Source organism: Pedococcus sp. P5_B7, from assembly GCF_054049895.1.
Window position 1 is genome coordinate 112,250 of the sequence record NZ_JBFULM010000002.1, and the last position, 12,533, is coordinate 124,782.

Here is a 12,533-nt window from a genome sequence, read left to right on the forward strand (position 1 = left end):
GGGTCGACGGTGTGCCGGACGGGGAATGTGGCTAATCTGGCGCACGTGGCGACCGCATCTCCCGTGACCTCTGAACCCGCTCGCTCGGCCGGCAGCATCCCCGGCCACGGGCCGGTGTCCCGACCCAACATGGTGTCGGTCGGCACCATCGTCTGGCTCTCCAGCGAGCTGATGTTCTTCGCTGGCCTGTTCGCGATGTACTTCACGATCCGCTCGGTCGAGCCGAACCTGTGGGACACGTCGACGGACGTGCTCAACGTGCCCTTCGCCACCATCAACACGATCATCCTCGTGGTGTCGTCGGTGTGGTGCCAGCTCGGTGTCCACGCCGCGGAGCACGGCAAGCCGCACCGCGGCGACGCGAGCCTCCTCGCGGTCAAGAGCTGGGGCATGCGCGAGTGGTACGTGCTGACCTACATCTTCGGCGCGATCTTCGTGTCCGGGCAGGTGCTCGAGTACTCCGAGCTCGTCCACGAGGGCATCACGCTCTCGTCCACCGCGTACGGCTCGGTCTTCTACCTCACGACCGGCTTCCACGCCATGCACGTGACCGGCGGCCTCCTCGCCTTCCTGCTCATCATCGGCCGCACCTTCACGACCCGGCACTACAGCCACGCGCAGGCCGCGGGTGCTGTCGTGACCTCCTACTACTGGCACTTCGTCGACGTCGTGTGGATCGCGCTGTTCGCGACGATCTACCTGTTGAAGTGACCCGCACGATGCTCCACCTGCACCCCCAGCCAGCCCTGCCCACCTCCGTCGACAGGACCGCACCGTGAACGCCTTGGCCGCCCGCCGCCGACACCCGGCCGCGATCGCCCTGCTCCTGCTCCTGGGTCTGATCCTCACTGGGGTCGCGTACTCCACCTTCGCTCCCAAGCAGGCCGACGCCGCCACCGCCGCGGCCAGCTCGGTCGAGCAGGGCAAGAAGCTCTTCCTGGCCAACTGCGCGACGTGTCACGGCCTGCAGGCCCAGGGCACGAAGGCCGGCCCCGCCCTGCCGGGCGTCGGCGCCGCCGCCGTGGACTTCCAGATGGGCACCGGACGTATGCCGATGGCTGCCCCGAACGTCCAGGCGCCCCGCGCCGAGGAGGTCCGGTTCACCCAGGACCAGATCTCGGCCGTCGCCGCGTACATCGCGTCGCTGGCCCCCGGTCCCGCCGTGCCCGACGCGGAGTACACCAGTGGTGAGGGCGGCGACGTCGCCCTCGGCGCCGAGCTGTTCCGGGTCAACTGCGCCATGTGCCACAACTTCGCCGGCTCGGGTGGCGCGCTCACCCGGGGCAAGTACGCCCCCGCCCTGCGCAACATCGAGGGCAAGCACATCTACGAGGCCATGGTGACCGGCCCGCAGTCGATGCCCGTCTTCAGCGACGACAACATCTCGCCCGAGGCCAAGAACGACATCGTCGCCTACCTCCACGAGGTCGACCAGCAGGAGAACGTCGGTGGCATGGCCCTGGGCAACCTCGGCCCCGTCTCCGAGGGACTGTTCGTCTGGATCTTCGGGCTCGGCATCATGGTCGGCTTCGCCGTCTGGCTCGGTCGGAAGGCCGCGTGATGACTGCGTCACCATGGCTGGCCACATCCGCCCCGTGCGGCGACACTGGAACTGACCACCGCGACTCGACAGGACCCACGACACGATGAGCGAACACGACACGCCGCACGGCGAGGTCGTCGGCACCGGCGACGGCTACGGGTCGACCGCGGTCCGCCTCGACCAGGGCCACGTCGAGGGCACCGGCGGCCTGCCGGCGCGCTTCGAGGACCCGGGCCTGCACCCGCACGTCGCGCGCATGGCCGACCTCGACGAGAAGGGCGCCAAGCGCGCCGAGAAGCAGGTCGCGGCGCTCTTCGGGCTCTCCAGCCTGGGCACCATCCTCTTCGTCGTGGCCTACTTCGCCATCGACCCCGAGCAGTCCGGCTTCATCCCCGGCATCGGCAACGCCAGCATCTACAACGTGGCCCTCGGGGTCACCATGGCGCTGGCCCTGCTCGGCTGTGGCGTCGGTGCCGTGCACTGGGCCAAGACGCTCATGCCCGACAGCGAGTCGGTCGAGTACCGCCACACCCAGCGAGCCAGTGACGAGGACCGTCAGCGGGTCGTCACCAACCTCATGGACGGTGGCGAGAAGGCCCAGCTCGGCCGCCGCCCCCTCATCAAGTTCTCGCTGGCCGGCGCGCTCGCCTTGCCGCCGATCGCGATCCTGCTGCCGCTGGTCGGCGGACTGGGCCCGCTCCCGAAGGACCAGTTGTCCACCACCATGTGGAAGAAGGGCGACCGGCTGGTCCGCGACCCCGAGCGCACGCCGATCCGTGCCGACCAGGTCACCATCGGCTCGGTCTTCCACGTGCTCCCCGAGTCGATCAAGGACTCCGAGCACGTCCTCGAGGACAAGGCCAAGGCCGCCGTGCTGCTGATGCGCCTCAACCCCGAGGACATCAAGCCCCAGAAGGAGCGCGACTGGGGCCACGAGGGCATCGTCGCCTACTCCAAGATCTGCACCCACGTCGGGTGCCCCGTGGGTCTGTACGAGCAGCAGACGCACCACCTGCTCTGCCCCTGCCACCAGTCGACGTTCGACGTGACGCAGGACTGCAAGGTCATCTTCGGCCCGGCCAAGCGCCCCTTGCCGCAGCTGAAGATCACCGTCGATTCCGAGGGTTACCTGGTGGCCGACGCCCCGTTCCGTGAGGCTGTCGGTCCGAGTTTCTGGGAGCGTGGTTCCGCATGAGCAGCAACGGACGCAGCGGGTCGGCCGACCCCATCGATCGCCTGCGCAAGGACGACGTCACGCCCGAGGCACCCACCGCCCCCGCCCTGAAGGCCGTCGGCGGAGTCGCCGGCTGGCTCGACGACCGCACCGGTGCCGCCAAGCCCGTCGGCTACCTCATGAAGAAGGTCTTCCCCGAGCACTGGTCCTTCATGCTCGGCGAAGTCGCCATGTACTCGATGATCATCTGCCTGCTGTCGGGCACGTTCCTCACCTTCTGGTTCGTCCCGAGCGCCGGTCAGGTCGTCTACGACGGCTCCTACCTGCCGCTGCGTGGCATCACGATGTCAGAGGCGTTCCGCTCCACCGTCGACATCTCGTTCGACATCCGCGGGGGCCTGCTGATCCGCCAGATCCACCACTGGGCCGCCCTGATGTTCATCGTGGCGCTGTCGGTCCACATGCTCCGCGTCTTCTTCACCGGCGCGTTCCGCAAGCCGCGCGAGATCAACTGGGTGATCGGCTGCATCCTGTCGATGCTCGCGCTGGTGGAGGGCTTCGCCGGCTACTCGCTCCCGGACGACCTGCTGTCCGGCACCGGCCTGCGCGCCGCCGAGGGCTTCATGCGCTCGGTGCCCGTGCTCGGGTCCTACCTGTCGTTCGCGCTGTTCGACGGTCCGTTCCCGGGCGAGGCGATCATCCCCCGCCTCTTCTCGATCCACGTCCTGCTGCTCCCGGCGATCCTGGTCGGCCTGTTCACGGCCCACATCGGGCTGGTCTTCGTGCACAAGCACACCCAGTTCCCGGGGCCGGGTCGCACCAACGACAACGTGGTCGGCTTCCCCGTGATGCCGGTCTATGCGGCCAAGGCCGGTGGCTTCTTCTTCATCGTCTTCGGCGTCATCTCCCTCATCTCGGGCCTGGTCACGATCAACCCGATCTGGGCGTACGGACCCTACGACCCGTCGCCCGTGACCGCGGGGTCCCAACCGGACTGGTACATGGGCTTCGCCGACGGGGCGCTGCGCCTGCTGCCCGGCTGGCTGGAGTTCACCGCGTTCGGGTTTACCTTCTCGTTCAACGTCATGATCGGCGCCATCCTGCTCATCCCCGTGATGTACGGGCTGATGGCCATCTACCCGTTCCTCGAGAGGTGGGTGACCGGCGACAACCGCGAGCACCACCTGCTCGACCGGCCGCGCAACAACCCCACCCGCACGGGTCTGGGGATGGCAGCGCTGACGGCCTACGGCGTGCTCATGTTCGCCGCCGGCAACGACCTCATGGCGATCAAGCTGCACCTGTCGATCAACGACATCACCCACATCCTGCGGGCGGCGTTCTTCATCGCTCCCCCGCTGGTGTTCTGGGTGACCAAGCGGATCTGCCTGTCGCTGCAGCGCAAGGACCGCGACCTGGTGCTCCACGGCCGGGAGACCGGTCGCATCATCCGGACCGCCGACGGGAAGTTCTTCGAGCAGCACGAGCCGCTCGACGAGTTCACCCGCTGGAACCTCGTGCAGCACGAGCCCCACCACGTGCTCACCCTCGAGAAGGCGACCGACGAGCACGGGGTGGCCTCCCCCACCGCGCGCAAGGACCAGGCCCGCTCGGCGCTGTCCCGGTTCTACTTCAGCGACTCGATCAACCCGGTCACGCCGGCCGAGCTCGCCGCCGCCCACCACGACGGCCACGGGCGCGAGTCGATCGGCGCCATCGAGGCGGGTAGCGACGAGACCCGGCCCGCCCTCGAGAGCGCCCGCAGGGAGCCCCCCAAGCGCCCCTGAGGCCCGCCGGTGCCCACGGGGGGGCACCCCAGCAGGTCACAGGGCCGCCCAGGCGACCCAGAGCCCGGTCCGCCCATGGCAGGCTGGACCCGTGGTCGAGATTGACGCGGCGGAGTTCGAGCAGGCGGTCGGCGATGCCCTGGACGCGGTGCCGCCGGAGCTGATGCGGCTGCTCGACAACGTCGTCTTCTTCGTCGAGGACGAGCCACCGGCCGACGACCCCGACCTGCTGGGGGTCTACGACGGGACGCCCCTGACCGAGCGCGGTGACGCGTGGGCAGGCGCCCTCCCCGACCGGATCACGATCTTCCGCGGGCCACTGACCAGGATGTGCAAGGACCGCGAGGACCTGCTCGACGAGATCGCCGTGACCGTGGTGCACGAGATCGCCCACCACTTCGGCATCGACGACGAGCGACTCCACGCCCTCGGCTGGGCCTGAGCCGATCTGAGCCAGTCTGAGCCGGTCTGAGCCGGTCCCCAACAGCGTGGTCCCGTCAGGGCAGCGGCAGGTGGAACGCCGCGGCCATCGACGTGGCGGTCTTCGCGCGTCCGAGCGGCTCGGTGCCGGTGACCTCCGCGTAGAGCCGGGCCAAGGAGTAGTGGTCGAGCCGGGCCGTCACCACCCGGTGTCGCTGGCTGGGGTGCGCCACCACCGTGAGCACGCGGTTGCCGGCGCTCTTGTCGTCCTCGTCGGCCGTGAGCACGACGGCGAGCCGACCAGCCTTCCAGTCCGGGCCCGCCTCGATCCTGGTCATCCACCCCTGGAACCACCGGTCTGCCGTCGCGAGGCTGCAGTCATGGGCGTCGTGGCACAGGTCGGGCACGACCATCGCAGCGTTCGGCAGGTGGCCCGCGTCGACCGCCGGTCCCAACGCGGTGACCGGCAGGTCGTACCTGCGGCACAGTGCCCGCTCGTCGGCGAAGTAGGGCCACGGGTTGTGCTTGACCGCATACCGCCCGCTCGGTAGCAGGGCGCAGCTGCCCGGCATCGCGTCCACGTAGACCGCCGCGGTGCGTCCGGCGGAGATCGCCCGGCCGAAGACCGAGGGGCCATGCACCGGCACGTTGTCGGCCGGCGACTTGTTCGTGGTGACCAGTCGGGTGCTCCCCGCCGCGATGGCGATGTAGTTGGGGAGGGACGGATGGCGCACCCCGAAGTAGCTGGTCGCGTAGCCGTAGGTCTTCGCGAGGCGGTAGGTGTACGGCATCTGCGCGCGCATCTGGGCGAGCGAGTGGTTCTCCACGACGAAGACGATCAGCTTGCTGACCGGGACCACCGCGGACGCGGACGCGGCCGCCGACCCCGTGGTGGTGGTGGTCGTCGTGGTGGTCGTCGTGGTGGTCGCCGGGCTGTCGCCGGTCGCGCTGCTGGTGGTCGTGGCGGTGCTGCCGACCGCGTCACCGCCCGACGAGTCCGCGCACCCGGCGAGGCCGAGCACAGCGAGAACCGAGCTGGCGACGAGCAGGCTGGTCCGGTGCACCCTTGCACGATGACACACCCCGGCGGCGACGCACCGTTCGAGACTCGCGGGGTGACGACTCGCGGGGTGACGACTCACCGGGTGACGACTCACCGGGTGACGACCCACGGGGCGACGACCCAGCGGCACCGCGCCCCTAGGACGGCAGTCGGCTCGGCTCAGGCCAGCGCGCTCTGCGCCTTCCACTTCGCGAACGAGTACTGCCAGACACCGATGCCCTCGGCCGGCAGGAACGGACGGTTGGAGCCGATGAAGGTCACCACGTCGCCGACCTTGGAGTTCTCGAACATCCACTTGGCGTTGGCCGGTGACATGTTCACGCAGCCGTGGCTGACGTTGGCGTTGCCCTGGGCACCCACCGACCACGGAGCGGAGTGGAGGTACTCGCCGGTCCAGGTGACCCGCAGGTTCCAGTCCGTCTCCTCTTTGTAGTAGCCGGGCTTGCCCTTGGGGATGCCGATGGTCGTCGAGTCCATCGTGACGTGACCCTCCTTGCGGATGATCACCTTGGTCCCGGACCGGGTCTCCGTGGTGGCGCCGGGGCGACCGGTGCTGACAGGGATCACCTTGATGACCTGGCCGCCACGACGGACCGTCATCTGGTGACGCTTGATGTCGACCGTGGAGATCATCGACGAACCCACCGTGAAGCTCGCGCTGTCGTCGTTGCCGACCCACTTGCCCTCACCGGTCTGGACGCCGGTCAGGGGCGCGCTGATGGTGACCGTGGTGCCGGGCTTCCAGTAGTTGGTGGGGCGCCACATGAGCTGGCGGTTGTCGAGCCAGCCCCACGACCCGTTCTGCGTGGGTGAGGTGGTGATCGTGACCCGCTTCTCTACCTCGGCGCGAAGCTTCGCGCTGGTGACGGCGGAGTCGAACTGGATGCTGGCCGGCATACCGACGCCGACGGTCTCGCCGGAGTTGAGGATGCCGTAGGTCGCGGTGACCTTGGGCTTCAGGGTGGCGAACGTCGAGGTGGTCGTGGACGGCGTGCCGTCCTCGCCGGTGGCGGTCGCGCTGACCGTGTATGCCGCGCTGGGAGCCAGCAGCCCGCTGGAGGTCCACGCGCCGTCGTCGCCCAGCTTGCCGGCGACCTTGCGGCCCTTGGCGTCGGCGACGGTGACCTCGCCGAGGGTGCCGCTGGTGGCCGAGACCACCACGGGATCGGTCGGCAGCACGCCCGTGGCTCCCTCGGCCGGCGTGATGGTCAGCTCGGCCGGCGTGGGGGTCGCCGAGGACGAGGAGGAGGACGAGGAGCTGGAGCCGGCCACGTTGTCGGTCGCCGGGCTGTCGACGCCGCCCGAACAGCCGGCCACCAGGGCCAGTCCCGCAACCATGGTCGCGGCCACGGCCAGTCGTGCCCCTTGAGTCCTACCCACCACGTGTACTCCTGTGCTCTGCGCCGTCGTGGCGCCCTGTGCGTTCGGTGCTGGTCAAAAGCGTGTGCCTCTGAACAGCGTGTGCGTGTCGCGTCCTCGGCCACAGTCGCAGGACCCGTCCGACGACGGCCGTCATCCCGACAGACGCCCGACCGGCCCGAATGGTTGGCTATGCAACTGTGTCTGGCCGGGCGATCACTATTTCGCGCCAGGCCCCCTGAGCCCGAGCCCCTGAAGAACCCGGCGGCCCGCCCCTGCGCGGACCGGAGGTCAGTCTACCTGCTCGACGGCGATGCCCCTGACACCACGACGATGCCCCCGAAACGACACACCAGGGCGCAAACGCCAGCACCGCCACGCTGTGGGCCGGGAGGTCGGGCGACTGGCCGGGTTCGCACCGAGCAACGCGAACGGCCGGGGCAACCCCGCAAGGGTCACACCCGGCCGATCGACCACGCGCAGCTCAGACGGCGTGCGGCCCCTTGAAGTACTCGAAGGTCCAGCCCACCAGGGCGACCACGCCGAACGTGGCACCGATGATGAACAGCCACCAGCCGACCGCCAGGCCGAGGAAGCACAGCGCAGCCGCACCGGCGAGCGGCAGGGGCCACCAGGAGTGCGGGCTGAAGAAGCCGTACTCGCCCTCGTGCTCGGCGATCTCCCCACCGGGGTTGTCCTCCGGGCGCTCGGGCAGCCGGCGCGCGGTGGCCCACAGGTAGAACGCGACCATCGCGCCCAGCCCTGCGGAGAGGAACAGGCCGGCCGGACCGACCGGCTCCTTCCACTCCGTGAAGATGCCGTAGACGAGGCCGACGGGGGCGAAGAAGGCCGCCAGGATGATGAAGAGCTTGTACTCGATCTTCACGGGTCAGTCACGCTCCTCATGGAACCGCGGGTGCTTGTCGTGGTCGAACTCGCCCGTGACGTGCTCCTCGCCGGAACCGGTCTCGGCCATGATGCGGGTCAGCGTGTCGGGGTCGGCGTGCACGCCGGACAGCGGAGCCGCCTCGGGGTGGTGCAGGTCGAAGGCCGGGCGCTCGGAGCGGATCCGCGGGATGGTGTCGAAGTTGTGGCGCGGCGGCGGGCACGAGGTGGCCCACTCGAGCGACGCGCCGTAGCCCCACGGGTCGTCGGTCTCGACCAGCGGCGCGGTGCGCCAGGTCTTCCAGACGTTGTAGAGGAACGGGAGCGTCGACGCGGCCAGCAGGAAGGCGCCGAAGGTGGACACCTGGTTCTCCCAGGTGAAGCCGTCCTCGGGCAGGTAGTCGGCGTAGCGACGGGGCATGCCGTCGACGCCCAGCACGTGCTGGATGAGGAAGGTCGTGTGGAAGCCGATGAACAGCATCCAGAAGTGCACCTTGCCCAGCGTCTCGTCGAGCATCCGACCGGTGAACTTGGGCCACCAGAAGTAGAAGCCGGCGAACATCGCGAAGACCACGGTGCCGAAGACCACGTAGTGGAAGTGCGCCACCACGAAGTAGCTGTCGGACAGGTGGAAGTCGAGGGCCGGGCTGGACAGGATGATGCCGGTCAGGCCGCCGAAGAGGAACGTGACGAGGAAGCCGATCGCCCAGAGCATCGGCGTCTCGAAGGACAGCTTGCCGCCCCACATCGTGCCGATCCAGTTGAAGAACTTCACGCCCGTGGGCACGGCGATGAGCATCGTCATGACCGCGAAGAACGGGAGGAGGACCTGGCCCGTGGCGTACATGTGGTGGGCCCACACGGTGACCGAGAGGGCCGCGATGCCGATGGTCGCGAAGACCAGGGTCTTGTAGCCGAAGATCGGCTTGCGCGAGAACACCGGGAGGATCTCGGAGATGATGCCGAAGAACGGCAGCGCGATGATGTAGACCTCGGGGTGGCCGAAGAACCAGAACAGGTGCTGCCACAGCATCGGACCACCGTTGTCGGGGTCGAAGACGTGGGCCCCGAACTTCCGGTCGGCACCGAGGGCCAGCAGCGCGGAGGCCAGCACCGGGAACGCCATCAGCACGAGCAGGCTGGTGACGAGGATCGTCCAGGTGAAGATCGGCATCCGGAACATCGTCATGCCGGGCGCGCGCATGCAGATGATCGTGGTGATGAAGTTGACGGCGCCGAGGATGGTGCCGAAGCCGGCGAGCGCGAGGCCGAAGACCCACAGGTCGCCACCGAGGCCGGGGCTGTTCGACGCGTCGGACAGCGGCGAGTAGGCGAACCAGCCGAACGACGCCGCACCCGACGGGGTGAGGAAGCCGGCGGAGGCGATCAGGCCACCGAAGAGGTAGAGCCAGTAGGCGAACATGTTGAGCCGCGGGAAGGCGACATCGGGTGCGCCGATCTGGATCGGCATGAGCGCGTTGGCGAACCCGGCGAACAGCGGGGTCGCGAACAGCAGCAGCATGATCGTGCCGTGCATGGTGAACAGCTGGTTGAACTGGTCGGGGTTGTCCACGATCTGCAGGCCCGGCTGGAACAGCTCGGCCCGGATCAGGAGCGCGAGCACGCCACCGAACATGAAGAAGATGAACGAGGTGATGAAGTAGAGGTTGCCGATCACCTTGTGGTCAGTGGTCGACGCCCACTTCACGACGGTCTGGCCCTTGGTGAGCCGGCGGGTCGCGGTGGCCTCGGTGGACCGGTAGTAGGTCCCCGCGCTCGACTCGGTTGCCGCTGCCATCAGTTGCTCCCTGCACTCGGGATGAGGTCTTTGTCCTCGTTCATGACCTTCTCGGGGTTCAGGCTGTTGTCGAGCTGGCCGGTGTTGCCCTTCCCCTTGAGCTCGGCGATGTGGGCGTCGTAGGCGGCCTGGTCGACGACCTTGACATTGAACAGCATCTGCGAGTGGTAGGCGCCGCAGAGCTCGGCGCACTTCCCCTTGAAGTCACCGGTCTCGGTGGGCACGACCTGGAACTTGTTGACCCGCCCGGGGATCATGTCGAGCTTCTGCAGGAACGCCGGCACCCAGAACGAGTGGATGACGTCGCGCGAGGTCAGCACGAACTCGGTGCGCTTGTTGACCGGCAGGTAGAGGGTCGGGAGGTTCTGCTCGGTGCCGGGCTCCCCCGTGAGCTCGGCCTGGGTGCCGCTCTCGTAGGTCTGCTCGTTGACGTAGTTGAAGTCCCAGCTCCACTTCTTGCCCACCACGTTGACGACGACGTCGGGGTGCTTGGAGGTGTCGAGCAGGGCGGCCTCGTCACGAGCGGTGTAGTAGAAGAGCACCGCGATCATGAACACCGGGACGATCGTGTAGAGGATCTCCATCGGCACGTTGTAGCGCAGCTGCACCGGCAGGGCGGTGTCGTCCTTCTTGCGGCGGTAGGCCACCACGCACCAGCCGATCAGGCCCCAGACGATGACCCCGACGATGAGCGCGGCGATCCAGGCACCGTTCCAGAGCGAGGTGACGCGTTCGCCGCCCTCGGTCACGGCGCGGGGCAGGAAGCCGTCCTGGACGCGCCCGGCGCAGCCGGAGAGGGCGAGGGCGACGAGCGACAGCCCGAGAGCCGTGGTCGTTCTCCTCTGAGCAGTCCGCCGCCGCTGTGGGCGCGGCGCAGAGACGTCGTGCTGACGCAACGGTGCACCTTCTTCGAGACAGTGATGGGCCATCGCGCCAAACCCTACTCCAGCCAGTGCGTCCCGTCCGGTCAGGGTGCGGCTAACGTCAGGGTGTGGCGAACCCCTCCCCGGACGACGCTCCCGGCGGCGAATCCGACCGTCTCCCCGAGCGTGCCGTCCTCGACGCGGCGCCCGGGCCGATGCACCCGCGAGCCAGGGAGACGATGCTCGCGGCGGTCGACGCCGGCTGGGCCGACCCGCGCCGCCTGCACCGGGAAGGACGGACGGCGCGACGGCTCCTCGACCAGGCCCGTGAGGTGCTCGCGACTGGGCTCTCGGTCAGCCCTTCGGAAGTCGCCTTCGCGCCCGACGGCCCGACCGCGGTCCGCTGGATGACCGACGGCCTCCGGTATGCCGCGCGGCGTCGCGGAGCGCGCCTGGTCGCCTCGGCCGTCGAGCACTCTGCGGTCCTCGTCCCCGGCCGCCACGCAGCCGACGCGGCAGCCGACCCGGCGGCCTTCGAGGCGGTCGCCGTCGACGGCGCCGGGCGCGTGGACCTCGGCGCGTGGCACCGGGCCGTGGCCACACCGGGGACGGTGGCCGCCGTCCTCCAGCACGCCAACGGCGAGGTGGGCACCATCCAGCCCCTCGAGGCGGCTCACGAGGCCTGCCTCGCCGCCGGGGTGCCGCTCGGGGTGGACGCCCAGGCCTCACTCGGGCGGACCTCGCCACCGGACACCTACGACGTCCTGGCCGGCGACGCCGCGTCCTGGGGTGGACCGGGCGGCCTCGGCATCCTGCTCGTCCCGGAGCGCACGCGGTGGCTGCTCCCGGGCCCCGCCGACCCGGACGCCGCCCTCAGCGGGCCGTCTCGGCACACGCCGTGGGTCCCCTTGGCGCTGGCGGCGGCCGAAGCCTGGCAGCAATCCGCGGCCGGGGCCGCGCGGGAGCGCGAGGAGGCGTTCGCGCTCGTCGACCTCATCCGCACCGCTGCTGCCGCGGTCCCGGACGTCGACGTCGTGGGTGACCCGGCGGGCCGCCTCCCCCACGTCGTCACCTTCTCGGCGCTCTACGCCGACGGTGAGGCGCTGGTGCGCGAGTTCGACCGCAGGGGCTTCGCCGTGGGCTCGGGCTCGGCGTGCACGGCCAGCACCCTCGAGCCGAGCCATGTCCTGGCGGCGATGGGCGCGCTGACCCACGGCAACGTGCGCATCACCCTGCCCCTGGCTGCCGTGGCACCTGACCGGGCCGCCCAGGTCGACGCCTTCTGCGCCGTCATCGCCGAGGTGGTCGAGTCGGTGCGGACCGAGCTCGGGGCTCGTCGCCTGTGACCGGCACCCCGCGACCCCCGCGACCCCCGGATGAGCTGGAGCCCACCCCGGCATCCGAGCTCGTCGTCGTGGACGCCCGCGGCCTGCGCTGCCCAATCCCGGTCATCAGGCTCGCGCGGGCCGCCCAGGACTCGCCGGCCGGCACCGTGGTCGAGGTGTGGGCGACCGACCCGGCGGCCCGCGCCGACATCCCGGCGTGGTGCCGGATGCGCGCCCAGGACTACCTCGGCGAGGTCGCCACGGAGGGCGAGCACGCGGCATACCGGGTGCGCACGGTGGGGTGAGCCCCGGGTCG

General features: G+C 69.6%; 12 protein-coding genes. 7 read left to right on the forward strand and 5 right to left on the reverse strand.

What is annotated here, in order from left to right; genetic code table 11:
* Nucleotides 1–63: 63 nt before the first annotated feature.
* The 5 genes from ctaE (at nucleotide 64) to ACXJKD_RS03370 (ending at nucleotide 4,946) form a co-directional block, all read left to right on the forward strand.
* A complete protein-coding gene (ctaE, locus tag ACXJKD_RS03350) occupies nucleotides 64–711 on the forward strand; it encodes an aa3-type cytochrome oxidase subunit III (protein ID WP_457252937.1) in 648 nt (215 codons plus the stop codon).
* Between the two features lie 64 nt (nucleotides 712–775).
* Nucleotides 776–1,561 (forward strand): cytochrome bc1 complex diheme cytochrome c subunit, encoded by a 786-nt coding sequence (gene qcrC, locus ACXJKD_RS03355; protein ID WP_457252939.1) that lies wholly within the window; start codon nucleotides 776–778, stop codon nucleotides 1,559–1,561.
* 85 nt (nucleotides 1,562–1,646) lie between these two features.
* Nucleotides 1,647–2,738 carry a cytochrome bc1 complex Rieske iron-sulfur subunit gene (qcrA, locus tag ACXJKD_RS03360; RefSeq protein ID WP_457252940.1) on the forward strand — a complete coding sequence of 364 codons (1,092 nt, stop codon included), beginning with the start codon at nucleotides 1,647–1,649 and terminating at the stop codon, nucleotides 2,736–2,738.
* Nucleotides 2,735–4,504 (forward strand): cytochrome bc1 complex cytochrome b subunit, encoded by a 1,770-nt coding sequence (qcrB, locus tag ACXJKD_RS03365; RefSeq protein WP_457252941.1) that lies wholly within the window; start codon nucleotides 2,735–2,737, stop codon nucleotides 4,502–4,504. The genes qcrA and qcrB overlap by 4 nt, the downstream gene beginning before the upstream one ends.
* Before the next feature lie 91 nt (nucleotides 4,505–4,595).
* Nucleotides 4,596–4,946, forward strand: coding sequence for a metallopeptidase family protein (locus tag ACXJKD_RS03370; RefSeq protein WP_457252942.1), 351 nt, complete (start codon nucleotides 4,596–4,598; stop codon nucleotides 4,944–4,946).
* Between the two features lie 55 nt (nucleotides 4,947–5,001).
* Here the strand turns inward: ACXJKD_RS03370 and ACXJKD_RS03375 are convergent, their stop codons facing one another.
* The 5 genes from ACXJKD_RS03375 to ctaC form a co-directional block, all read right to left on the reverse strand.
* The gene (locus ACXJKD_RS03375) at nucleotides 5,002–5,988 is read right to left on the reverse strand and encodes an alkaline phosphatase family protein (protein ID WP_457252943.1); all 987 of its coding nucleotides are present in this window, start codon (nucleotides 5,986–5,988) and stop codon (nucleotides 5,002–5,004) included.
* Nucleotides 5,989–6,146: 158 nt separating this feature from the next.
* Nucleotides 6,147–7,370, reverse strand: a complete 1,224-nt coding sequence (locus ACXJKD_RS03380) for an Ig-like domain-containing protein (RefSeq protein WP_457252945.1) — start codon at nucleotides 7,368–7,370, stop codon at nucleotides 6,147–6,149.
* Between the two features lie 460 nt (nucleotides 7,371–7,830).
* On the reverse strand, nucleotides 7,831–8,232 hold the full coding sequence (locus tag ACXJKD_RS03385; RefSeq protein WP_457252946.1) for a cytochrome c oxidase subunit 4: 402 nt from the start codon (nucleotides 8,230–8,232) through the stop codon (nucleotides 7,831–7,833).
* A gap of 3 nt (nucleotides 8,233–8,235) precedes the next feature.
* Complete coding sequence (ctaD, locus tag ACXJKD_RS03390) at nucleotides 8,236–10,029, reverse strand: aa3-type cytochrome oxidase subunit I (protein WP_457252947.1); 1,794 nt, start codon at nucleotides 10,027–10,029, stop codon at nucleotides 8,236–8,238.
* A complete protein-coding gene (gene ctaC, locus ACXJKD_RS03395) occupies nucleotides 10,029–10,925 on the reverse strand; it encodes an aa3-type cytochrome oxidase subunit II (RefSeq protein WP_457252948.1) in 897 nt (298 codons plus the stop codon). The genes ctaD and ctaC overlap by 1 nt, the downstream gene beginning before the upstream one ends.
* A 95-nt stretch (nucleotides 10,926–11,020) precedes the next feature.
* Here ctaC and ACXJKD_RS03400 point away from each other — a divergent pair, with 95 nt between their 5' ends.
* Together ACXJKD_RS03400 and ACXJKD_RS03405 are read left to right on the forward strand one after the other, a co-directional pair.
* The gene (locus tag ACXJKD_RS03400; protein ID WP_457252949.1) at nucleotides 11,021–12,238 is read left to right on the forward strand and encodes an aminotransferase class V-fold PLP-dependent enzyme; all 1,218 of its coding nucleotides are present in this window, start codon (nucleotides 11,021–11,023) and stop codon (nucleotides 12,236–12,238) included.
* Nucleotides 12,235–12,522 carry a sulfurtransferase TusA family protein gene (locus tag ACXJKD_RS03405; protein WP_457252950.1) on the forward strand — a complete coding sequence of 96 codons (288 nt, stop codon included), beginning with the start codon at nucleotides 12,235–12,237 and terminating at the stop codon, nucleotides 12,520–12,522. Before ACXJKD_RS03400 ends, ACXJKD_RS03405 begins: the two co-directional genes overlap by 4 nt.
* The last annotated feature ends 11 nt before the right edge of the window (nucleotides 12,523–12,533 follow it).